This window comes from Saccharophagus degradans 2-40 (genome assembly GCF_000013665.1).
In the GTDB taxonomy this organism is placed as follows: Bacteria; Pseudomonadota; Gammaproteobacteria; order Pseudomonadales; family Cellvibrionaceae; genus Saccharophagus; species Saccharophagus degradans.
Genome location: NC_007912.1, coordinates 139,532 through 162,217, shown reverse-complemented (window position 1 = coordinate 162,217; position 22,686 = coordinate 139,532). Strand labels below are relative to the sequence as shown.

At 46.8% G+C, this 22,686-nt stretch carries 19 protein-coding genes; 12 read left to right on the top strand and 7 right to left on the bottom strand.

The features are described from left to right. The first annotated feature begins 169 nt into the window (after nucleotides 1-169). From SDE_RS00675 to SDE_RS21020, 4 genes are all read left to right on the top strand, one after another. On the top strand, nucleotides 170-376 hold the full coding sequence (locus SDE_RS00675; RefSeq protein ID WP_011466618.1) for a hypothetical protein: 207 nt from the start codon (nucleotides 170-172) through the stop codon (nucleotides 374-376). Nucleotides 377-592: 216 nt separating this feature from the next. Then, nucleotides 593-1,708, top strand: a complete 1,116-nt coding sequence (hemH, locus tag SDE_RS00670) for a ferrochelatase (RefSeq protein ID WP_011466617.1) — start codon at nucleotides 593-595, stop codon at nucleotides 1,706-1,708. Beyond that, entirely contained in the window at nucleotides 1,708-2,484 is a 777-nt protein-coding gene (locus SDE_RS00665) for a TSUP family transporter (protein WP_011466616.1), read from the top strand. Before hemH ends, SDE_RS00665 begins: the two co-directional genes overlap by 1 nt. Before the next feature lie 120 nt (nucleotides 2,485-2,604). After that, nucleotides 2,605-3,171: a hypothetical protein gene (locus tag SDE_RS21020; protein ID WP_011466615.1), complete on the top strand. Its 567-nt coding sequence runs from the start codon at nucleotides 2,605-2,607 to the stop codon at nucleotides 3,169-3,171. 87 nt (nucleotides 3,172-3,258) lie between these two features. On the opposite strand, the gene SDE_RS00655 is transcribed toward SDE_RS21020, so the two are convergent. From SDE_RS00655 to SDE_RS00635, 5 genes are all read right to left on the bottom strand, one after another. Continuing rightward, the gene (locus tag SDE_RS00655; RefSeq protein WP_011466614.1) at nucleotides 3,259-4,485 is read right to left on the bottom strand and encodes a class I SAM-dependent RNA methyltransferase; all 1,227 of its coding nucleotides are present in this window, start codon (nucleotides 4,483-4,485) and stop codon (nucleotides 3,259-3,261) included. Between the two features lie 7 nt (nucleotides 4,486-4,492). Beyond that, nucleotides 4,493-5,461 carry a zinc transporter ZntB gene (locus SDE_RS00650; protein WP_011466613.1) on the bottom strand — a complete coding sequence of 323 codons (969 nt, stop codon included), beginning with the start codon at nucleotides 5,459-5,461 and terminating at the stop codon, nucleotides 4,493-4,495. A 94-nt stretch (nucleotides 5,462-5,555) separates the two neighbouring features. Continuing rightward, entirely contained in the window at nucleotides 5,556-6,215 is a 660-nt protein-coding gene (locus SDE_RS00645; RefSeq protein WP_011466612.1) for an SDR family oxidoreductase, read from the bottom strand. A gap of 182 nt (nucleotides 6,216-6,397) precedes the next feature. Next, the gene (locus tag SDE_RS00640) at nucleotides 6,398-7,153 is read right to left on the bottom strand and encodes a class GN sortase (RefSeq protein WP_083763095.1); all 756 of its coding nucleotides are present in this window, start codon (nucleotides 7,151-7,153) and stop codon (nucleotides 6,398-6,400) included. Continuing rightward, nucleotides 7,132-9,423: a marine proteobacterial sortase target protein gene (locus SDE_RS00635; protein ID WP_011466610.1), complete on the bottom strand. Its 2,292-nt coding sequence runs from the start codon at nucleotides 9,421-9,423 to the stop codon at nucleotides 7,132-7,134. Before SDE_RS00635 ends, SDE_RS00640 begins: the two co-directional genes overlap by 22 nt. A gap of 470 nt (nucleotides 9,424-9,893) precedes the next feature. Here SDE_RS00635 and SDE_RS00625 point away from each other — a divergent pair, with 470 nt between their 5' ends. Further along, nucleotides 9,894-10,088: a hypothetical protein gene (locus SDE_RS00625; RefSeq protein WP_041323963.1), complete on the top strand. Its 195-nt coding sequence runs from the start codon at nucleotides 9,894-9,896 to the stop codon at nucleotides 10,086-10,088. A gap of 21 nt (nucleotides 10,089-10,109) precedes the next feature. On the opposite strand, the gene SDE_RS00620 is transcribed toward SDE_RS00625, so the two are convergent. Next, entirely contained in the window at nucleotides 10,110-11,303 is a 1,194-nt protein-coding gene (locus SDE_RS00620; protein WP_011466608.1) for an MFS transporter, read from the bottom strand. Between the two features lie 91 nt (nucleotides 11,304-11,394). On the opposite strand from SDE_RS00620, the gene SDE_RS00615 reads away from it, so the two are divergent. The 7 genes from SDE_RS00615 to SDE_RS00575 all read left to right on the top strand — a co-directional run bounded on the left by SDE_RS00615 (nucleotide 11,395) and on the right by SDE_RS00575 (nucleotide 18,914). Continuing rightward, the gene (locus SDE_RS00615) at nucleotides 11,395-11,964 is read left to right on the top strand and encodes an outer membrane beta-barrel protein (protein WP_011466607.1); all 570 of its coding nucleotides are present in this window, start codon (nucleotides 11,395-11,397) and stop codon (nucleotides 11,962-11,964) included. Nucleotides 11,965-12,152: 188 nt separating this feature from the next. Further along, nucleotides 12,153-12,680 carry a hypothetical protein gene (locus tag SDE_RS22260; RefSeq protein ID WP_011466606.1) on the top strand — a complete coding sequence of 176 codons (528 nt, stop codon included), beginning with the start codon at nucleotides 12,153-12,155 and terminating at the stop codon, nucleotides 12,678-12,680. A gap of 613 nt (nucleotides 12,681-13,293) precedes the next feature. Continuing rightward, entirely contained in the window at nucleotides 13,294-13,701 is a 408-nt protein-coding gene (locus SDE_RS00600) for a hypothetical protein (protein WP_011466605.1), read from the top strand. 46 nt (nucleotides 13,702-13,747) lie between these two features. Beyond that, nucleotides 13,748-15,346, top strand: coding sequence for a hypothetical protein (locus tag SDE_RS00595; protein WP_011466604.1), 1,599 nt, complete (start codon nucleotides 13,748-13,750; stop codon nucleotides 15,344-15,346). A 719-nt stretch (nucleotides 15,347-16,065) separates the two neighbouring features. Further along, nucleotides 16,066-16,836: a hypothetical protein gene (locus SDE_RS00585; protein ID WP_011466603.1), complete on the top strand. Its 771-nt coding sequence runs from the start codon at nucleotides 16,066-16,068 to the stop codon at nucleotides 16,834-16,836. Between the two features lie 77 nt (nucleotides 16,837-16,913). Further along, nucleotides 16,914-17,579, top strand: coding sequence for a phytanoyl-CoA dioxygenase family protein (locus SDE_RS00580; RefSeq protein WP_011466602.1), 666 nt, complete (start codon nucleotides 16,914-16,916; stop codon nucleotides 17,577-17,579). Nucleotides 17,580-18,290: 711 nt separating this feature from the next. Beyond that, nucleotides 18,291-18,914: an energy transducer TonB gene (locus SDE_RS00575; RefSeq protein ID WP_011466601.1), complete on the top strand. Its 624-nt coding sequence runs from the start codon at nucleotides 18,291-18,293 to the stop codon at nucleotides 18,912-18,914. 393 nt (nucleotides 18,915-19,307) lie between these two features. Here SDE_RS00575 and SDE_RS21015 read toward each other — a convergent pair whose 3' ends face one another. Next, on the bottom strand, nucleotides 19,308-22,382 hold the full coding sequence (locus tag SDE_RS21015) for a carbohydrate-binding protein (RefSeq protein WP_011466600.1): 3,075 nt from the start codon (nucleotides 22,380-22,382) through the stop codon (nucleotides 19,308-19,310). Nucleotides 22,383-22,686 lie beyond the last annotated feature (304 nt).

Sequence of the window (22,686 nt, the reverse complement as noted above, 5' to 3'; positions counted from 1 at the left end):
AGTGCCAATATTATTTTTGACGATGATATTGTGCATGCATAAAGGTTTAGCGGGGCTGCCAAACTGCAACGCAAATTACGAATATCACTAGCTTTGAGCATTTTTTGCACTTACAATGCGCGCCCTCAAAACCCCAGAAATCCATCATCAACTTTTTAAGGAAAGGCACATGAAACAAGTTAAGCGCTCAGCCGAGTACGTTATTTTTCAACGTAAAGACAACCGTTACGCAGTACGTGGTGCAAACGGCAAGTGGATTAATGGCGACGATAAAGTAGCTATTTTGATTGAAGCTGGCCTAGCTAAAAAGCCAGAGCCAAAGCCAGTAGAAGAAGCACCAGCTGAAGAAGCAGCAGAAGGCGACGCAGCTGAGTAAGCTTGCCAAACCGTTGCTGTAGCAATAGTGCATAAAAAGGCTGCTTTTAAAGCGGCCTTTTTTATAGGCGGCAGTTTGAGATTACGGCCGAATACAGCTACCCTTTTGCTTTTTATACTGCCTTCAAACGCTACGCAGCCTCTACCTTGGTCATCTGCAAACCATTTACCAACGTAAACAAGCGCTATTCACGTTTGACTAATTAACAGGTTCCCCATGGCTTCACGTTTTCGCGGTTCGGCTTTTAATCATATAGAAGAGCAAAAGGTTGGTGTGCTTATCACCAATTTAGGCACTCCCGACGCCCCAACGCCCTCGGCGCTGCGACGCTATTTGAAAGAGTTTTTGTCTGACCCACGCGTAGTGGAAATACCGCGCCTTATTTGGCTGTTAATTTTGCACCTTATTATTTTGCGCATTCGGCCTGCTAAGTCTGCCAAAACCTACGCCAGCGTATGGACAGATCAAGGCTCGCCACTGGCTTTTCACACCCGCGACCAAGCCGACAAGCTGCGCCAACAACTGCAAGCCCAGCACGGCGACAACCTAGTTGTAGATTACGCCATGCGCTACGGTAACCCTTCAATTACTAGCGCAATTACCACACTGTGCGACCAAGGCGTGCGCAAGCTGTTGGTGTTGCCGCTCTACCCGCAGTATTCCGGGTCCACTACTGCCTCCACCTTCGATGCGGTAGCCAAAGATTTTGCTTCGCGCCGCTGGCTGCCCGAGCTGCGCTTTGTTAACCACTACAACAGCCACCCAGATTACATAAATGCCTTGGTAAACAGCATTCGCGCCCACTGGGGTAAACACGGCCGCGCGCAAAAGCTTGTGCTTTCTTACCACGGGGTGCCGCAGTTTTATTTACACAAGGGCGACCCCTACCACTGCGAGTGCCTTGCCACTACCCGCTTAATTATTGAAGCACTGGAGCTGGGCCCCGAAGAGTACATTACAACTTTCCAGTCGCGCTTTGGTAAAGCCGAGTGGTTAAAGCCCTACACCGACGCTACGCTAAAAGAGTTAGCCGCTAACGGCACAAAGAGCGTGCAGGTTATTTGCCCTGGGTTTGCTGCCGATTGCCTAGAAACACTGGAAGAAATAGAAGAAGAAAACCGCGAGTACTTCATGGAAGCCGGTGGCGAACGCTACGAGTATATACCCGCATTAAACAGCAGCGACGAGCACATACAAACGCTTAGCAACATAGTGAACACTCACATACAGGGTTGGACTATTCAGCCAACTGGCAGCGCAGAGCGCCAGCAAACCCTGCAAGCACGCAGCGAACAAGCTAAACGATGCCCGCACAATAAGCCCCGCGCCTAATGCTAGATTTAATGTGGTACCAGTACGCGCTTATTAGCGTGACTTTTGCGTGGAGCGGATTTGTGCGCACGGGGCTAGGCTTTGGCGGCGCGCTGTTTACCCTGCCGTTTCTTTTGCTTATAGATAACCAACCTATTGTTTATCTATCGCTTATTGCGGTGCAGCTGCTGTTCTTTTCTGCGCTTACCTTTGCCCAAAACTACTACAAGCCTCCCAAGGCCGAGCGCCAGCCTCCGCTAAGCAATGTAGATTGGCCCTACCTGCGCAAAATGCTAAGTATTGTAATTGTGCCAAAGCTTATTGGTGTATTTGGCCTGCTTACGCTACCCGGCAATTTAATGAGCATCATCATTTTCGGCATAGTGGTGTTTTACGCCTGCACCTACATAGTAAACCGGCCGTTGCGCGCAACTAATCGCTGGGTAGAAACGGTGTTTTTAATGATGGGTGGCTATATTAGCGGTACGTCGCTTATTGGCGCGCCCCTTATTGTTGCCGTAGCCACTCGCCACATAGCTACCAAACAATTGCGCGATACGTTATTTGTACTTTGGTTTATTTTGGTCACAATTAAGGTATCGGTTTTAATTTATAGCGGTGTAGACCTGCACTTAATTAACCACCTGTGGTTAGTGCCGTGCGCCTTTGTTGGGCATATGTTGGGGCTGCGAGCTCACGATTGGCTAATACAAAATCAAAGCGGGGCCTTTTACCGGGTTATTGGCTGCTCTTTACTGGCCGCCAGCGCAGTGGGGTTGACGCAAGCATTGCTATAATGATTTAAAAGCAGCTGGGCAGTCGCTTTTTGGCGCGTAAATTGCGTTTTTAATGGACAATTTGACCATATAACTAACAGCTAAATGGTCAGTCGCGATGAGTTTTATCGAAGGAATGCCATGCCCAGTCACACCCCCAAGCTCACACAGAATGAGCTAACCTGCATTAAACTTGCAGCCAAAATGCAGCGCAGAGCTTGGCGCAGCCGCTATGTGGATGCATTTATACCGCGCATCCCTTGGCACCACGCCTTCAATCAACAGCCGCTGCACATACGCATGCTTTTGTATTTTGCCATGTTTTTACTTAGCCCCATTTGGCTAACCGGCTGGTTTTTACAACTGCTGTGCAATACCGCATTGTTTCCTTACCGCATTACCGCCACCTACTTTATAAGCCTTTCACTTATTCCCCCCGGCGAACGCAACATTCAGGGCATGCACCGCGCTACGCAACGCTATTTAGATTTAAGCGTTAAACAGTATATTTGGTTGGTGAACCAATGGGTTGAAGTACTCTACGGTGAAAAAGCCAAGCGCATTCACACCATGCAATATTATTTAGATAAGGAATTGGTAGAGCAGCGTGAGATAACGCGCGGGTCACTCATAAATATGGACCCCTACATACGCAACCATATAGGCTCGGCCCGCGAAAAGCTATCGCAAGCATTGGGGTATTATTAATCTCTAATCGCTAGTAGCTAATTTCTAGTTACCTATACCTATACCAATTCCTAGGCACTAATCTCTAGCCACTAGCAATTAGCGTTTCTAACCCCCCTTCACCCGCAAATGAGCCAGTATTTCTACGTGGGGGGTATGGGGGAATTGGTCTACGGGTTGTACGGCTACCAGTTTGTAGCCCGCGCCGCATAAATCGGTAATATCGCGGGTAAATGTGGCCAAATCGCACGATATATACAAAATATCGCGTATTTTGCACGACTTTTTAAGTAGCGCCGCGCGCTCTTTTAAGCCGTCTCGGGGCGGGTCTAGCACCAGGGTTTTAGCCTTGGGCTGGGTTTTTAGGGCATTTTCTAGGCCGCCTTCTTCGTACAGGTTAATACCGTGCACACTCACATTGGTTAGTGCCTTGGCTTGCAACGCACTCAAGGCATCGCCCTCCACCTCTACGGCTGCCACCGCAGGGAAGCCTGCCGCTGCAATTACCTCGGTAAAGTTGCCCGACCCGCAAAATAGCTCTATTGCGGGGTTTGCTAAATCTACCCTTGCCAAGCGCTCTGCTAGCCAATCTTGCATTAGCTTATTTTGGCTGCTGTTGGCCTGCATAAATGGCAAGCGCTCGTTAACTCGCACCTCATCGGCACTGTGCGTTTCGTCAATGTTCAACGTTACCCACGGCTCTTTGCGTTTAGGCTGCCACTCGCTGTTGGGCAGTTGTTGGCGCAGGTTGGCCAGAGTAGCAGCGTTGTGCGGCGTAAGTACCAAGCAGGTTTCAACATCCACAATATTGTTGGAACTAGGGGCAACATAGCCTAACTTGCTGCCATCTGTTTTGAACTGCGCGCGATTGCGATAGCCCTCGGTGCGCTCGGCACCTAATATTGGGGCTATGGCATCGGGCTTACACAAATTGGCCAGCGCTTTTTCTACGCGGGTTTGCTTAGCCTGCAATTGCGCGCTGTACTCAATAGATTGCCACGCACAGCCACCGCAATGCTTGGCGCTGTGGCCGTGGTACACACATGGGGCAGTTATTTTTTGCGGTGCCACTTGGGTAAGCTCTACCACTTCGGCGCTGCCGGTGCGGCCTTTAATTTCGGTTAACCTAAAGGTGCCCTTTTCCCCTAACCAAACGCCGCTTACAAAACAGGTGCGGCCCTCGGGGTGATGAATAACACCGCGGCCGTCGCTGGCCATATCCACCACTTCGGCGGTAAAAGGCTCGCGGCTAAAGTTTTGCTCGGCATCGCGGTTGCTAGCGCCTTGTTTACGCCGCCCAGCTCCGCGCTTTTTAGGGAAAATTGCATTCACCATATTGGTTTTACATCCACTTAAATCGTTTAAACACCACCACCTGCAAGGCGGTAAGGCTGCAAAGGATAGCAATAAACCAGAAAAATGCTTGGTTATTTTCGGCGCCAGGTATGCCACCTACGTTTATGCCCAGTAGCCCCGTTAAGAAGCCAAGCGGCAAAAAGATGGCCGCCACCAACGAAAGCACATACATGCGCTGGTTCATCTGCTCGGACATATGATTCACCAGCTCTTCTTGCACTACGGCAGCGCGATCGCGGGCAGAATCTAAGTTTTCTAGCAGGCGTAATAAATGGTCGGAGGTTTCGCGCAGGCCTATGCGGTGTGTTTCGGTTAGCCACGGCGCTTGCTCACCACACAATCGCGATAGCGCCTCCCTCTGCGGGGCCAAGTAGCGGCGCAACATAATTGCGGCGCGACGCACGGCAGAAAGCTCGCTGCGCAACCCGTTTTTGCCGCCTGCTATGACTGTGTCTTCTAAGTCGTCTGTGCGCTCTTCCAACATGTCTATGGTGGTTTCCATGCGCAACGTAAGGCCGCGCACCAACTCTTGAATAAATTCGCCGCTATCTTTGGGGCCGCGGTTTTCATCTAGGCTGGTAACTATGTCGGCTACGGTTAGCAAACGCCTGTGACGGGTGCTAATAATGCGGTTTTTATCGGCATAAACCCGAATAGATACCATGTCTTCCGGGTCGGCGCTGGGGTTTAAGTTCACGCCGCGCAAAGACATTAATATGCCGCTACCCACCAAAGTAGCACGTGGACGGGTTTCTTCGTGCAGCAGGGCTTGAGCACACACATTGGGTAAGTCTTTTTGCGCAAATATCCACTCGGGGGCGCCTTCTACGCTGTAATCTAGATGTACCCACAGCAGCCCATCGCTGGGTTGCCACTGGGTAATTTCTTCGGCAGTCATCGATTTGCCGCCGCCTTTACCATCTAATAAATAGCTATAGATTAACGCTTTTTCCATTGTGCAAAGCTCCGCCGGCCCGCGCAAAGCGGGCACTTATATGTAGAGTGATATGTAGAGTAAATAGGTTGTTAAATTGCATCTAAAGCAAGGCTTACCAAGGCAATTGCTCGCCATTGGCGTGCCAGAAGGAACCGCTGGTTTCGAGGGTAAGGTTATCGATGCGTTTGATTAAGCCCGCCGCCGCTGTATCGGGGGCCACATCGCCGGCAAAACCCACCATGCGGGTTTGCACAAAGCCGGGGTGCAATATAGCCACCGCCACTTGGCGACCGCGTAAGTCTTGCGCCAACGACATACCCGCCGCATTTAATGCCGCTTTAGACATGCGATAGCCGTAGTAAGAGCCAGAGGTATTATCGGCAATAGACCCCATGCGGCTGGTAATTAAGCCAATTTTACTGCCGCGCGCCATATTGCTAATTAACGCTTCCGAAACACGCAAAGCCCCAAGGGCATTAACATGAAACTGGGTAATTATTTGATCGTAATCGATAGCGCCTAAGGTCTCGTTTTGGAACAAGCCGGCGTTATTAATAAGCACATCAATGGTCACCCCATCTAAACGCTCAGCCAGCGCAGCAACAGATACCGCTGCGGTAACATCTACCCCTTCTATTACCTCTGCGCCAGTAGCCGTAAGCTCTGGGGTTGCTTCGCGGCACACCGCAAATACTTTGGCACCTTTAGCCAAATAGCCCTGTACAAGGGCCAAGCCTATGCCGCGGTTTGCACCAGTAATTACAACATTCATAGCTTTCTCCTTTGCGTATACTTGAGGGGGTTGCAAGTAAGAGCTTGCAAGTTAAACCCAAAGCAAAAGTGTGAAGGCTTGTGAATTTCAGTCAAGCATTATTATGGCACCTAGGAGGGTTTAGCACTTATTTAACGTGTTTATTAGCTGTTTGCACATAAGGTAAAAGTAAAACACCCCCATTAAAAGTGAGCACTTGCCAACCTAGCATCCACGCGACTGCTGTAATACCCCGTTTGCCATTTAGTAAGCACATTCAGTTGCGCCGGAACCTGTGTAGGTGTTGTGGGCTGGTTGGCATCAGCTTCGGCTGTTTTGCCGCTTATTTGGTTTGCCTGTACGCGGCGGGCTTCTACTACATAGCGCTCGCTGCCACCGGCCTTCCAATTGTTAAACGGGTAACAGGTTACCAAGTAAAGCCAGTCGCCTTGCGCGGGCAGGGTTAACCCGCCTTTGCGAATATCGGCAATGCGCTGGGTTTGAATTTGATACGAATGCCACTTGGCGTTGGGTTGTTGCACCAGCACCCAATCGCCCGCCTGCAGATTTTGCAAAAACTGAAAATGGGTATCGCGATGGCCGCCTACTACGCTGGTGCCACTGGCACCCGGCAACGCGGTGCCATCCATATGGCCCGGGCCAAATGCGAGGGCTGTGCCGTGGGCGCCGGCCAATACGTAAAGGTCTGCCCCTGTGGCGGGTACTTTTAAGCGCGCCACTGGCCACGAGTCTGCCCAGCGCCACGGCTTGTGGGGTTTGCCGTCGGCCAAGCTTTGCTGCCACGCGCTGGCAATAAGGTGCTGCGCGAGTGTGGCCTTTGCGTGTACCCACATGCTGTTGCCGCACAATAACAGCCCCACTATTACCAAACCCCACAACCACTTTTGTTTAATTGCTCGCCAATCCACCATAACCATTACACGTTCACCCCGCTGCATTCGCTGGGCGCAAAGCTGTGTAACAACGCGCGAATAATACTGCGTAACTGCAGGGCAAACGCCAGCAGTAGCAAACCAATACCCAGCACTAAGTTAAACGTGGCGGAGGTTGCTGTTTTGGGGTAACTCACCGTTTGGCCTTGCGGCTTAAGGTTAGCTACAGCCTGCGTTTGCACAGGCTGGTGGGCGGGCCGCGACACTAACTCTTCCACCGCTACAAAACTGGTGTAGGGGGTAATAAGCGCGTGGGTAAGCGCCACATCTACCACCTGTTTACGTACATCTTGCGGGTTGGCGCCTTCTGTTTTTGAATCTTCTAGCGCATCGATTTTACTCTTGGCCCACACCTGCGCCACGCCACTGTTGTTGTGGTACGGGTTGATGGTTAATTGGGATTGCCACGGCTGCAACGCCGTGTTGCCGCTTATGTCGATTGTGCCCATAGCACCGCTGGTTTTTGCCGCAAGTAATAGCGGCTCGCCTGCATATAAATCGGGGATGCGCTGCGGGTACACCTCCGACTGTTGCGGCCATTGCACATTAATATCGCTAACTAAGGTGGTTTTTAATTTGCTCAGCAACGCATTCATTTTATGGGTTACTTCGGCGGTATCACCTATAAACACATTGGCACCTTTGCCAAACTGGGCCGCCTTGCGCATAAAGTAGCTGTTGGGCGCCGAGCCAATAGCCACGGTAAATAAACGCGCATTGTTTAAGCGGCGGTGAATAAGCGAAAGCAGCGCTTGTTCGTTGCCTACTGCCCCATCGGTAATAAACACTACCTGCTGCAGGTTATTACTGCTTTTGCTATTTTCTGTACCGTTTGGGTTGATGCTGGCTAGTTGGTCGAATGCCTCTTCGAGCGCGGCGTACATTTCGGTACCGTTATCGGCATTTAAATTATTTACCCAGCTTACCGCTGCCTGCACATTGCTGGCCGTGGCACTTACCGGGCGCGAGCGAAAGCGGCTAAAGCTTGTATCGAATTCAATAATGTTAAAGGTATCGCTGGGGTTTAGCCCGCGCAGGGCAAACTGCAAGCTGCGTTTGGCCTGCTGTATAGAAGTACCCTGCATAGAGCCAGAGGTATCCACAACAAACACAATGTCGCGGCTTAAGCTTTGCGTGTGTTGCTGTTGGCCTTGGGGCGGCAGCAACATAAGTAATAGGTAGTCTTCCCCTGCTAGTGTTTCTTTAAATACTGCAGCTTGTGGTGCACTGCTTGCCGTTGCGCGCCACTGCAATACAAAGTCCCTATCCATAAGAGTGCTGCCATTGGTTAGCTCTACGTTGTAGGCGCTGCTGGGCGGTTTGTTAATGGTAATTTGGTGGTACAGCGATTCGATGTTAGCCACGTTAAAACCCGCATCTAATTGAATACTTATGGTTGCGCGGTTATCTTTGCCGGTCTGTTCGTACTGCCCGTCGCCATACTGCCCTTGGGCCAATACCATCGGCGGCGATATTAAGTGTGCATCAGGCACCTGTGGGGTGGGTTTTTGGGTGTGAATTATGGGGTTAAAGCTCTGCCAGCCGTAACCGCCAGCGGCCAGGTCTATGCTAGTCGGCGTTTTTTCTGCCGTATCTGGCGCTGAGTTCTCCCATCTTTCATCGTCCCAATTTTTCGTATTTTCGACGACGTTCGTCTCTAAATTTGCACTATTAGGTATGTAGCGCTGGGTAAGTGTAAGCGGAAAACGCAAACCAAACTGACCACTGTGGTATTCCACTCTTTGGGTGTAGGTAAGGCTTACGCTAATGGTTTCGCGCGGCGGTATATTGGCTACCTTTTGGGTAAACAGGTTTGGTCGTTGCTGCGATACCAAGCTCGCCTTTTTACCCTCGGCCTTAGCCTGTTGATAAATTTTTTCGGCTACCTCTTTTTCTTTAATTTCGCCTTTTATACGGCGATCACCTATTACCATTTCCATGGCGTTAACTGCGGCCTGTTCATCTAAGGGGAACACATATACCCCTTCGCGCCACTCATCGCTGTTATTGGTAAAGGCCTGCTCTACCGTTACCTTGGCTATTAAGCCGTTAATTTGCATATCCACATGGGTGGATAAATGCAGCGCATCCAAGCTGTTGCCCGTGGCATCCACAAGCGTTAATTGGCCAGATGCCGGCTCTTCACCTGCGTTGGCTTTTTGGGTGGTGTACAGGCTAAAAGAAAATACCAACAGCGCATAAAAAAACCACGCTATGCCCTCGGCGCGCGCTTTTTTAAGCTTGTTCATTAGGTGTAATTTGCGGTGTGTGTTCACGGTTGCCTCTCCCTATTTGGTTAAAGCAAGTAAACCAAGCTCACGGGGCAGGCTAGGGGCAGCAAGTGGCAAAGTGCCGTTCAAAAATGGCGAAAAAGGGCAACAGAGTAATTAATAAGCAACCACGGTAGATTTAGACGATATTGCACTGCGGAATGGCGATGTAGCGCACAAAGTTATGTGGGCTGCTCCGTTAAAATGCTGCCTCTTGCTTGGCAGACTATTTGCGTTACAAAACTATAAATACTCTGCGAGGCAAGCAAACCCAGCAGCTTGGCGCGCCAAACTTCAAGAATACGCGCCTCCCTGCCCCAAAACCTTGCACAAAGCACACTATTTGAACACTGGTTGAAGCTCCATTCATCGCTCAGCCAATAGTTGTCGTTAGCGTATTTGCGCCTTTGCGGCGTATACAAATAGCCTAACGCATAGATCATCAACAGGCATTAAACGGAACGCGCACAGCCAATATGGTTAAATTGTGGTTTAGTAAGCTCTTAGCTCGCGACAGTAAACAGCAACAAGAGATTAAAATTAAAGAAAGCACTCAACGCAAACTGGCTAACTATAAGCCCGTGAGCGAGCGCGCGGATTTCAGCCGCCCATCACACCTGCGCACTAACTTTATAGACGATAGCGATAGCGGCCCGCGTGCAGGCCGCTAACCACTCAATAAGATTATGGCGTTAGCCAACCTTACCTACGCGCACTTCATTGCCTATATCTGGCCGCGCGGGAATATTAAGCGATAACACCAACGAGCCCACCGCCAAACCAACACCCACAAAAAATACAGCCGCTGGCGACACTATCCACACCATGCCTAACAGCACGGGTATTACCACCGCTGCAATATGGTTAATGGTAAAGCTTACGCTCGCGGTTGCGGCTATATCTTCTTTTTGGGCTATTTTTTGAAAATAGGTACTAATAGCAATGGCGAAGGCAAAGAACAGGTGATCGATAACATACAAGGCTGCGGCAAACTGCGCGTTGCTAACAAAAGCGTAGCCAGTAAACACAAAAATAAGGCCCACATATTCAATAACCAAAGCATTGCGCTCGCCTATTACACCAATCCACTTGCCTATGCGCGCGGCAAAAAAGAAGTTAAATATATAGTTAATAATAAACAGGCTGCTAATTTGCCCCACCGTGTAGCCGAATTTCTCCACCATCATAAAACCGGCAAACACCACAAAAATTTGCCTGCGCGCGCCGCTTAACATAACCAGCGCGTAATACAGCCAATAGCGTTTGCGCACCAACAGCTTTTTAGTTTGCACTACGCCTTGGTTAAAATCTGGGAACTTAGCAAATAACACCAGCACCACCATAAACCCTATGGTGCCGGTAATTAGGTACATCCATACGTAATCCACACCCATCCATTCCATAGCCAGCCAAATCATGGCGTAGGCGCCCAGCGAACCAACCGCTTTAATGGCCAGCGCACGCCCCATAAAGTGGGGGGTTTCTGCTTTATCTATCCACTGCAACGTAAGCGATTTGTTAATGGTTTCGAAATAGTGAAAGCCAATAGACATTAACACCGTGGTGCAATACAAACCCAACGCGGTAGGAAAAAAACCAGTAAGCGCAACGCCCACACACAGGGTTAACAAACTAAGCAATGCAAAATAGTGCTCGCGCAATATCAGCAATACAAACACCGCGGTAAACGCCAAAAAGCCCGGCACTTCACGCAGGCTTTGCAACACACCAATTTCTACCCCGGTAAAATTTGCGCGCTCTATAACAAAGTTATTAAGCAGCACCTGCCACGTAGCAAAAGTAAAAGACATTACAAACACGCAGGCCAACAAGAATATTTGCGGGGTACGCCATTTGGGCGCAATAACATCAACAGAGGAATTCATAGGTACGTTTACAACCGTATTCAGAAAAGATTCAGCCAAAGGGGCATACAGTGAGGGCAACTAGACGAAAAACGCACACAGAGGATTGATTATGCGCAAACTACTTACCCTACCCTTCGCGCTTACCCTAGCAATAAGCGCCGCCTACTATAGCAGCTCTGCCTATGCCGAGTCATACCTTACTGGCAGCGTGGGCAGTGCCACCACTACCGGCTTTGCGGAAGATTCCACCACATTAAACTTTGGTGCCGGCGCACGCTTTGGTGATTTTTTTGCCCTAGAAGTAAGTTATTTAGATACCGGCGAGTTTACCGCAAGCGAAACCTATAACGATGGCCAGTTAGATAACAGCTTAAAATTTACCGGCCTAAATGTATCGCTTATTGGTCACCTACCCCTTTCGGATGACCTAGAGCTATACGGCAAAGTTGGCCAGTACTTTTGGCGAGCAGATATAAACAGCTACGCCCACGCGGATAATTCCAGCGCAAGTTTGCGCCTTAACGATGCCGACCTAACCTATGGCGGCGGTGTATTAATGCACCTATCTAAACAACTTGCCCTAAAAGCCGAGTACCAAATTATAGACTTTGCCGCCGATAACGACGGCGCCTTTGGCAGCACCGATATTGCCAGTGTAGGTTTTATTTTTAAGCTCTAAAACCGTGTTTGCCGAGTAAGATGTTTTACTCGGCTTTTTTTAAATTTTAGGTACCGTTAATAAATTAGAGTGAACTAGGCCGCACTTACACAACCTTAAGCACATGGGCTGGCGTCAAGGCGCTACTATTAATGCCATACGTAATGGCATTTGCCATTTAACTTGGCCAGCTAATACGCAGGTAACCCATGTATAAATCTCTCGCCCTAATAAGTTTTTGTATTGCAACGCTTACAGCCTGTGGCGGCGGGGCCAGCGGCTCATCCGATTCATCTAGCTCTGGTAGCTCGTCTTCAACTAGTAGTTCGTCTTCGTCTAGCAGTTCCAGCAGCGGCGCGTCGGCCCAAACCAGCCACAATGCCGGCCAACACTGCTTAAGCTGTCATACTGATGGCGGCAGCGCACCAGTGGCATTCACCGTAGCCGGTACCATTTATGCCACCGGCACCACACCGCAAACCAATGGCACTGTGCGCATATACGCGGCTGGTACCAACACACTGCTCGCTACGCTTACCACCGATGCCAGCGGTAACTTCTATACGTCGGAATCTATCGCCGGTTTAGAAGTAAACCCCGCAACGGGTTTTAAAGATGGGGTAGACCCAGAAATAGAAGGCCCAAGCGGCATGATACGCACCATGCCAGGGATAATAACCAGCGGTAGTTGCAACGGCTGCCATGGAAATGGGAATGGGGTTTTGAGGGTTAACTAACAATCGTTAATCGCTAGCTGCTAATTGCTAATTGCTAATTGCTAGGAAAAGACTTTATTTTAAAGCCTTATGTTGCTTGCTGTTGGCTTTTTTCGGCGGTGTGTTTGAGTGGTATTGGTGTTGGGTTTTTAAGAACATATTTACAATGCGTGCCAATGGTTAGCCTTTGGTATTCCTTCCTTTTCAAAGCTTTGTTTTCTTTAATAGATATAATTCCTCCTCTAAACGTTAGCTAAGCGGCAAGTATGTAAGTTAGTTGCATAAAATATTACAGTGAAAATGCTGCGCCCACCTTTAACGTTTTTAAGCTAGCCTTGTTTCTTGAAGGTTGATGATTTACGTGTCAAGCAGGTATTCATCTGCAAAATTCTGTTATAGACTCGGATTGTTCACGGTTCACTGGTTCATATCGTTTAAAACGGTGAACGTGTGACACGAGTTATTCTGGTGCGTGCTTGTTGGCAAGTAGCTAGGCAACAAACTTAGTAGGTTTTGTTTGTTTATAGTGTGGCAATCTATTTATTGTAACAAAAACCTGCTCACACTCTTATTAGGCTTACCCGATACTTCAATATCCATTCACTTAGTAATTCATTATTTATGAGGTGACGAAATGAATGAGTTAGATAGAGAAAAACTGTTAGTTTGTGTAAAGAGTGTTGCACCGCTAGATGCGGAAATGGTTGGCGACACGACACTTAATAGAATAATTGACGGTGCAAATTACCACTCGCTGGATGAAGGGCACTTCATAGACCCAGGCCAAAGCATCGGGTTGATAAGTGGCATTGTTACTCTCGCGCAAGCCCTATTAGCAACAGGATTTTGGGTGAATAAAAAATTAGAAGATAGGCGCATAAATAAAGAAAAAGACAAGCAAACCACAATAGATTCGGTACGAGAAGCGCTTGTAAAAGATGAACAAATCAATGCATTACTCATCTCTAACCCAGAATTACTAAGCCAACTGTTTGATACCCTAAACGAATTGGAACAGGCGACGAATAATACGACGGAATAGAAACACCAGTATGTAATTACGCTGGCAAGCAAAGGAGAGATGCTTTATGTGGTTTTTTATTTATATATTTAGAAAATTACGTGATTTCTTGGTTGATAGCTTTTCTTCGAGCGCGCCTGTAGCACTAGAAATAACCTACCTGTTGTTTTTTGGCTTTTCCTTCCACAGCCTATTAATAGTCGTAGCGGCAATAATCTATATGTCCTCGGTTTCTATGCTAGAGATGACTCTGCTAGCAAACCGCAAAAGCATGCTTGAGCTGTTCAAGTTCGTCGATAAAATTAACCCAAGTAACTTTACAGAGGTATCACAACACGATTGGTTACAGGGGCTTGCAAAGGATGGCATAGAGATAGATAAAAAAACATCTCTGTCGTTTCGCATGATGTTTAAATCTTTAAAAATATTTGTACCCAAAGACAATATACCCACGCAAGACTCCCTGCCAATTCAAGTAGTAACCTTCCCCACCCTTTTAGGAAACTGGATATTTGTGCCAAGCAAATACGAGAAAATGAGTGGCTTGCAAAAGTTCCAGTTGTTACACGAAATTGGCCATCTAAATATGAGGGCAATATCCCTTAGTAAATACAACTCGACAATTGGCCTACTCGTTGTTTTATGCGCTGCGCTTTTTGTGCTTTATAGAGATGGCTTTAGTTTAATTGGTTTGGCTATTGTTTTTCTATTACTGCTTCTTGAAGCAGTAAACACCTTTTTAAGGTCTTCCAATACATTAAACTGCCAAATAGCAGATGAGATGGAGGCCGACAACTTTGCATTCAAGCACGCAAAGCCAGAATGGTTTAAAGCATTCCCCCCTCTGGCTGTAGCTAAAAAGTTCTGTTTAAGAGGTGGCCACACCCCCGCCACCCAAAAAATATGGATAAACCATTTTGTAGATGCCATAGAAACGCTAAGTAAAGGCGAATCACAACAGGATTGCCTAGATAGGCATTACCCTAAATCAAACTACCGAAAAACGTTAACCACAATAAATTACCTAAAGGCTGGCGTGTTTCTGTGTGCAGTATTTATTTATAGTAGCCCAACACTTACCCAAGCGCTTGCTTTACTTGCCATATCGCTATGCTTCGCTTTAGTTATTCTATTATTTTCATCAACGGTAACGTCATTCGGCGAGCTTCTTCTACGTTCTTTTAAAAAGGAAGAGGATAGAGAATCGTCCATTAGTTTTATGCGTAAATATGTATGCTGGTATACGCTAAATTCCAATAAACACCCAATAATTAAAAAGGCGCTACTAGATAGCCTAATAACATTTTGTTTAAAGCAGTTAGACAACTACGACAACGAAAATAATTCCGAAGAAAGTAATGCCCCACAAAATTCACTTTTCGAATCGCATCAAGAATTCGATATTTACTGCGACCGCGGCAAAGCCATAAATTACATCTTTCACGGCAAAGAATTGAATTGTGAAATAGATTACTTGGAGTTCAACCTATCGAGCAGACGCATCACGGTGTACACCAAAGACTCGAAGCAATTGGATTTGGGCGCAAGAATTCAATGGCTCGTTTTTCCAGACCTAGCGAAAGAGCAAAACATTTACGTAATACGCACAAAAGATGGCAAGGCACAGGACGGTGTTGAAGTGCCTATGAAAATAAAAGCGGATTAGGTAAGCGGTTTGCTAAACCATACCAATAAATTCCTTAGGCCCACTTAAGCCAGCAACTTGTTAAACCGAATAAAATTAGTTAACACACGCATATCGGTTGAATTTTGTGCCATGTATATATCTAGGGTAGGAATTCTGTTATAAACTTAAAAACGTTAACTGGTTCACACATAGAGTTTGAGTAAGCTACATTGAGGGTGGCTGCGGGTACAGCGACGCCTGATAACGAGCGGCAGGGTTGAGCAGCTAAGATATAGCTGGGGCTGGTATCCAAATTGTTTGAAGTTATGTTTAGGGATATATACCGGATATAGGCGCTCTGGCGGTGTATGCCTGTGGCGTAAATTACAATGTTAGGCAGCCAACGAATCAGAAGCAAAGAAATGAATGACGATAATGAAGAAATGGAATGTACAGTTTGTAATGGAACTAGAGTGGGAAAGCCTAATATTCAGAATATTAATGACCTCGGTGAAAATGAAGGTCTCGTTTACCAGCCAATAGAATGCCAACACTGTGGAGGTACGGGTATAGAGCCGTAGTATTAAAGAGATAAATTGTTAGGCCTAAAAAGAATAGTAAGAGTATTTATAAATATGCAATTGGTGCATAACCAAATAATTAACGTGACATTTTGGGCTACGCTGCGCTCATTGTTGCAGCGCGCCACACTCTACCCAATATGCAGGTTATAACGGCGTTAATTTCGAGGGAGTGTCATGGCTTCGTATTTAGGTGACTGTCGTCTATGCTTTGAGAAAAACATAGAAATTAGAAAGTCACATATCGTCCCAGAGTTTGCTTATGAAAAAATATATAATCAGAAGCATGTGTTCAAACCGATAGCAATCGACAACAAAAACATTAAGTGGGAGCAGTGTGGATATCGAGAGAGGCTGCTATGCCAAAAATGTGAAACCAAGTTATCTCTTTGGGAAGGTTCTTTTAGTTTGGTTGTGAAGGAGTTGTCTGCCAAGAGTTATCAAAAGCTAACGGTTACAGAAACTGCGGGTATTGAACTTGTTGGAGGCTTTAATTATCTGCACATAAAGCTGGCGGTTCTATCTATATTTTGGCGTATGAGTATCTCAAAGCTGCACATGTTCTCGGAGTATGAGCTTGGGCCTTACGCTGAACTATTTAGAAATATCCTTCACGAGGGAAGTTTCGTTTCTCAAAATGAATACTCGATAGTTATTTCTAGGTTGAACTATCGGGGTTCATATTACCCAGGGGTTTTAATGCCCTTGAGTCGTGGCCGTTATGATGGTTGTATAACAATTCAATCTTTAGTGCTAAATGGATTTCTAATCGAGCTTCATGTCAATGACGGCAGGTATCGAAAACCGGAAGTTGAATATTTTCATGTTAGAGAAAGTGGCAAGTTTATTCTTGCGTGCCGAAATCTAGAGGAAGTATATGTGAACTTGGGGTCACTAGCTAAAAGATTCCGTGAGCCAGACGTAATTTCTTTTTTCAACAAAACCTAACATGCGCATTAAGGCTTCGCGGCTTGGACCGACGTTCCGGAGCGCGATGTTACAATGTCAACCAAGGATCAAACTTAGTGCCAGGCTTAAAAGTTGGATATGAATTGATAGATGATTTTTTATCTGACAATCAGCTCAATTCTATAAATAGCGAATTAATGGATGTCAGCTTCCCTGATAAAGCTGGCGGAATTAGAAATGCAGAGAAAAAATATTCATCTATCCGCAATATTGCAGCGTCTGATGAGTTGATGGCCTATGTAAATAAATACCTTTCAGGTGACGCAAGTTTAGTTCGCGCAATATTGTTCAATAAAACATCCGAGAATAACTGGCTGGTTACATGGCACCAAGATCGAACTGTAACCGTATCTGAAAAAATCGAAGAGAATGGATGGGGGCCTTGGAGTATTAAAGATGAAGTTCTCCACGTCCAGCCGCCGGTGAGTGTGTTAGAGCAAATGGTAACCTTTCGAATTCATCTGGATGATACTTGCCTTGAGAATGGGTGTCTAAAAGTTTTGCCAAATAGTCATAAGCTAGGCATCCTAGATCCCTGTGCTATAAAAAAGTACACTCAAAGTCATGAGGCGGTTGCATGTGAAGCTCCAGCAGGCTCGGCTTTGGTAATGCGCCCACATATACTGCACTCATCTAGTAAGGCTATATTTCCGACTCAGCGTCGAGTTTTACACTTGGAGTACAGTAGTTTTAAATTACCACTTGGTGTCTCATGGGCGTAAAACATGTAACAATTCGCTCAAACACCGCTCCGGCCTTCAGCCTCCACGAAAAGATAAGACACCCACTCGTTGAAGAATCGGAAGCGCATCGATTCGATCAACCTAGTTAAAATATAGGTATCCGGAATTTTAAGGGATGGCCAGATCGCGAAAATGGTAGGAGTGGGTGTCTCGGATTTGTCCATAAATCAATGACTTCAGGTCAAGTATTCTCGTCATTGGCATGGATATTTTCAGTTGCAACTGGAATTGTTATCGTTGTAATTGTGTTCTACTTTATGAACTTTGCATGCTCATTAAGTAATGAGCATGAACGCTGGGGACCTTCGGTGACTTCATTGGGGGAACTCTAAATCCAATACTTAGTTTTTTTGCTCTTGCTGCACTATTGCTTACGATTATTCTTCAATGGTAGGAGTGGGTGTCTCGGATTTGTCCATAAATCAATGACTTCAGGTCAAGTATTCTCGTCATTGGCATGGATATTTTCAGTTGCAACTGGAATTGTTATCGTTGTAATTGTGTTCTACTTTATGAACTTTGCATGCTCATTAAGTAATGAGCATGAACGCTGGGGACCTTCGGTGACTTCATTGGGGGAACTCTAAATCCAATACTTAGTTTTTTTGCTCTTGCTGCACTATTGCTTACGATTATTCTTCAAAGTAAAGAGTTGGAAGAGAAAACTAAGGACAGGCACACATTAACACTATGAATTATATTAGAACAATATTAGCGATAATCATGCTCAACCTCAGCGGTTTCGCTGTGGCTGAGGAGAATAATGATGATCCAGAGTTTAGGACGCAGATATTAAGTAACGGCAGCTACTATTTTGGTAAGGGCGAAAAAGAGCTTTCGCTAAAGTATTTCTATTACGGGGTGACGAATTGGACCAACCCTGAACAGAGAGCAGATTTGATAGTTGCGTGTAGGAAATTATTTATTGGATACTACCTTCACGGCAAGCATGTTGAGTATGAGCCTAAATTAAATAACTGCCCCAAGGAGTATATGAATATATTATATGGCCGTGTCGATAGAGAGGCTATACCTATATTGAAGTACGGCCCCACGCTCCCTAAAAAAGCTATTGAACTCGATCTGGATGGCTATGTCATTGTCAGTTATTTGGTTTCATCTAGAGGTAAGGTCAAAAAGGTTTCTGTAGTCGAAGCATCCGACGAAATGTTTGTAAAATCTTCGATAAAAGCCGCCAAAAAGTTTGTTTACCTTCCTGCTGTAAATAATGGAAAGGCGGTCACATCGGGGCCGCTAAAAAATAAATTCGTTTTTAACCTTCAAGATTCGGGGAATAATCAAGACAGGCAGTAGTTAAAGAAATCTTAACTACTGCCTGATTTTTTATTCCTATTAGTTTGATTTTTATTTTTGTTTAAGAATTAGAGGCAGACATTAGTTAAGGAGAATAAATTAGACACCCACTCATGAAAAGATAAGACACCCACTCGTTGAAGAATCGGAAGCGCATCGATTCGATCAACCTAGTTAAAATATAGGTATCCGGAATTTTAAGGGATGGCCAGATCGCTAAAATGGTAGGAGTGGGTGTCTCGGGTTTGTCGTTTGGGTATGCTTATCTCGATGTCCTAACGACTGAAAATATTTTCATAACCGGCAGACTAGTGGTCTATATCCTATTATTTACGTTCCAATCCAACCTACACCAACAACTTGCAGATTGAATTGGAGTTGCTTCGTCTGCCTCTAGTACACTTTCACAATGACTAACTCATCAATAAACGCCACATGGTTGTTATCCCTAACGTATAAATAAATTTTTGCCGAGCTGGCGTTGGGGCCGGTGGTGAAGGTGATGGTTTTCTTTTGATAGTGGGTGCTGTTTACTATCAGGCTCGTTTCTTGGCCTCCATATTCTTTAACGCCTAAAAACCCCGTGTGACCAGCGCGTGCTTTAACAAAAGCCGAGAGGCTGTAGGTGGTGTTTGGGGTAAGGTTGGGAATAGTTTGCGAAAACGCGGAGGGGCCACCGGTTACTTTGCCTGCATAGCTGCCGCTGTGGGCTTCTGTGCTAAGTGCATGGCTACCGTATCCATTCCAACCCGAGGTGCCACCGTTTTCGAAGCCACCGTTATGTTGTAGCGGTGCTGCTTGCGTGGTAACGGCAGCGTGCGCTTCGACATTGTTCGGGTTATCCCAGTTGGCGCCTATGGGGCGATTTTCTAATTTAACGTTAAATGCTTGCACAGCGGTTGGCACAAAGGGAAGGTTTAATTGCAACGTGGTAGAAGCTTTACCGGGCTCTACGGTTGTTTTTGTCGAGGCTACCCAACTCCAGTCGGGGTTGAAAAATAATAAGAACAGTTCTCGCGGCTCGTTGGCAACATAATCCACAGAAAAGCTCTGATGCCTTGTAGCTGGTATACGTGTAGGAGGAGTGTTGGTGAAGCCTACGGCGGTTTCCCCAAAGCTTACTTGTTTAGTGAAGTTATACCAATTTAGATTGAAGCCACCGCTCATAGCGGATACCCGCAGCGTATGTAGCCCTGCTTCTAAATACCCTAGTTGAGTTGTTAGGGTTGCCCAATTTTGCCAATCGCCCGTCGACTGAATCGTTAACGCTTCGCCTCTAGCGACCCCATCTATGGCTATGGCTACTTGGCCCGCACCCAGTTTAGAGGCTACTCTAAGCTCGGCATCATAGCGCCCCGCCTGAGTGACATCGATGTCGTATTCTAACCACTCGCCAGCGTTAATCCAGCCTACGTTGTAGCCACCTAGTGTATCGGTGGTGGGCTGAATATCTACATCTTGGTTGCGGTAGGCGCCGCCAATATTACCGGGGGTGGTGTCGTAGTAGTGGGCGTAGTTTTCGGCTTCTACTTTACCGGGTAGCTCACCAATGTCTCCGCCGGTATCGGTGTCATCAAAGCAAACCTCACCGGGAAGTTGATAGCAGCGGTTGGCTGCGCCTTTGGTTATATCCCATGTGACGCCTGCTTTCCAAGCGGTTGCGCCGTATTCATACGCACCAGCATCTGGGTTGGCGCCACTGTGCCCCTCGGTTGTACCCGCTATAGTGCGGCCATAGTCGATAGGGGCCGTATTGGCTTTTAATCTAAAATCTCCGGCTTGGCTGTTCACAAACGGATCGCCTGTTCCCGTAAGGTTGTTTTGCTTATTGGCTTGCTCCTCCCACTTATTACTGTTGGAGAGGTTGTTCCAAACTCGAACATCCGAAAACGCAGTCCCGGCTTTGTGCCATGCTCCCATAGCGGCACTGTTGTTCCATAATGTGTTGTTAAATACGTCTATGTCCGTGCCGTTCCAATTTATTTGAATGCCTGTCCACTCGGTGTTCCACACCACGTTGTGGTGTACTTTAAAACCTCGGGCATCGTTATCTAAATAAATACCAGCGGCTTTGTTTTTGTTGCCGTGTGAATATGCGTCGTGAAACCAGTTGTGATGGATTTCCACATTGTGTGGTCCGCCAACGGTGTAAAACAAGCCGCAGTCATCGGCTATTAAATTACTGTGGGAAACATCGTTATACGACCATTCGCTGTCTCGATTAAAAGCTTGTATGGTGTCGCGGCCTCCGCGGGAGATTCGATTATTTTTTACTAACGTATTACTTCCGCCGCGCGCGTTAACCGGCGCGTTGTAGTCGCCAAGGGTATTAAAATCGTGAATGTAGTTATTCACAATTTGGCTGCGGGTGCCGCTGTCGTATATCCCAGTACCGGAGCCGTAGGCAATTTCACTGTTTTCTATACGGTTATCGCTGCCTTGAATTTTTACGCTGTAGCTTGGCGCCGAAAATCCGGTGTGTACACCGAGCGTAGCATTGCCATAAAAACTGGATACCCCAGAAAGCAGGTTAGAATTAGCGTTATTGGTTATTTCTATAGCGCCACCAAAAACAGCAATGTTTTTAATGTGTATGTGGCTTCTATTTGCCAAGTTAATGGTCTGCAGGCGTTTTCTAAATTGAATATCGCCATTTTGTGGGCGCGCGCCGTTGGGCAGTTGGACAAAAAGCTCTCGCGTATTTGAATCGAAGTACCATTCGTTCTGATAATCTAAAGCACCTTTTACGCCCATTAAATAGAATTCTCCGCCGCTTGCCGGGTCGTGTGCGGTGCGTACCCACGCGGGATTCTTTTTAGAAAGGTCTATATTTATACGGGTTTGAGTGTGGCTTACAATCGTCTCGCGCCACGCTAGCCAACCGCCACCGGGTTTATCGCCATAATAAAATACGGTACCCCCAGTCCAATTAATATTGGGCAATCCTGCTGCGTATTCTATATAAGCACCTTGGCCTACCTCGGGGCCACTTCCCCCTGTGTTTCTTTTAGAATTTAACGTGAAGGGGTCTGCATCGGTATTGTTTGGCCAGCGGGCTAAATCCAGTGCTGTAGATTTATGCATCACAAAATTTTCTTGGCCTAGATCCCAGTTCACCGTGGTTTTATAAATATTTGAGGTGTCTTGCTGCCAGCCGCTTAAGGCTTCCATTGCACTGATGATCACTTTTTCATTCTGATAGGATTGAAACACAATGGGGTGACTGGCTGTGCCTGAATTCGCTGGGCGAAGCGTTTCCTGATAGGTGCCTTCGCGCAGGTAAACGACATCACCAGCTTGTGCGGTTTGTGCCGCTTTCGCCAGCGTTTGATAGGGGCTGCTAAACGATCCGGCTCCAGCGTCATCTCCTGTAGGGGCGACGTAGATATCCTTTGCTATAGCGGCCTGCGATAAACTCATACACAGGGTTATGGCCAGCGTACTGTAACGGCTAGGTGGTTTTTTCATTTAGCTTTCCTCTTGGTTTTTTATTTTTGTAGTGGGTTATGTGGTTAGTGCTTATGGTTAGGATGTAACCGGTTAAGTTGGTTGGCGCAGTGATTATTTTTTTACGCGCAGTACACCCAGCTTATGGGGGTAAGCTGGGTGCGGCTCACTTTGTTGTTTGTAAACAATACGTAGCGAGTGGATCAAGGCTAAACACAATGGTGTAACGCCTCAAATAGAGAAGGTAACTATTTGAATACCTGTCACAAAACAAGCGGCAAACTTTGCGTTAATGCTAAATACCGCGTGTTTGTTAGGGGGCAAG

Bases quoted from the DNA above. Each gene is read 5' to 3' on its own strand.
- hemH (WP_011466617.1), top strand. From the start codon at position 593: ATGGCTTCACGTTTTCGCGGTTCGGCTTTTAATCATATAGAAGAGCAA.
- SDE_RS00620 (WP_011466608.1), bottom strand. From the start codon at position 11,303: ATGAATTCCTCTGTTGATGTTATTGCGCCCAAATGGCGTACCCCGCAA.
- SDE_RS00595 (WP_011466604.1), top strand. From the start codon at position 13,748: ATGTGGTTTTTTATTTATATATTTAGAAAATTACGTGATTTCTTGGTT.
- SDE_RS00585 (WP_011466603.1), top strand. From the start codon at position 16,066: ATGGCTTCGTATTTAGGTGACTGTCGTCTATGCTTTGAGAAAAACATA.
- SDE_RS00665 (WP_011466616.1), top strand. From the start codon at position 1,708: ATGCTAGATTTAATGTGGTACCAGTACGCGCTTATTAGCGTGACTTTT.
- SDE_RS21020 (WP_011466615.1), top strand. From the start codon at position 2,605: ATGCCCAGTCACACCCCCAAGCTCACACAGAATGAGCTAACCTGCATT.
- SDE_RS00655 (WP_011466614.1), bottom strand. From the start codon at position 4,485: ATGGTGAATGCAATTTTCCCTAAAAAGCGCGGAGCTGGGCGGCGTAAA.
- SDE_RS00675 (WP_011466618.1), top strand. From the start codon at position 170: ATGAAACAAGTTAAGCGCTCAGCCGAGTACGTTATTTTTCAACGTAAA.
- SDE_RS00575 (WP_011466601.1), top strand. From the start codon at position 18,291: ATGAATTATATTAGAACAATATTAGCGATAATCATGCTCAACCTCAGC.
- SDE_RS21015 (WP_011466600.1), bottom strand. From the start codon at position 22,382: ATGAAAAAACCACCTAGCCGTTACAGTACGCTGGCCATAACCCTGTGT.
- SDE_RS00600 (WP_011466605.1), top strand. From the start codon at position 13,294: ATGAATGAGTTAGATAGAGAAAAACTGTTAGTTTGTGTAAAGAGTGTT.
- SDE_RS22260 (WP_011466606.1), top strand. From the start codon at position 12,153: ATGTATAAATCTCTCGCCCTAATAAGTTTTTGTATTGCAACGCTTACA.
- SDE_RS00645 (WP_011466612.1), bottom strand. From the start codon at position 6,215: ATGAATGTTGTAATTACTGGTGCAAACCGCGGCATAGGCTTGGCCCTT.
- SDE_RS00615 (WP_011466607.1), top strand. From the start codon at position 11,395: ATGCGCAAACTACTTACCCTACCCTTCGCGCTTACCCTAGCAATAAGC.
- SDE_RS00650 (WP_011466613.1), bottom strand. From the start codon at position 5,461: ATGGAAAAAGCGTTAATCTATAGCTATTTATTAGATGGTAAAGGCGGC.
- SDE_RS00640 (WP_083763095.1), bottom strand. From the start codon at position 7,153: ATGCAGCGGGGTGAACGTGTAATGGTTATGGTGGATTGGCGAGCAATT.
- SDE_RS00625 (WP_041323963.1), top strand. From the start codon at position 9,894: ATGGTTAAATTGTGGTTTAGTAAGCTCTTAGCTCGCGACAGTAAACAG.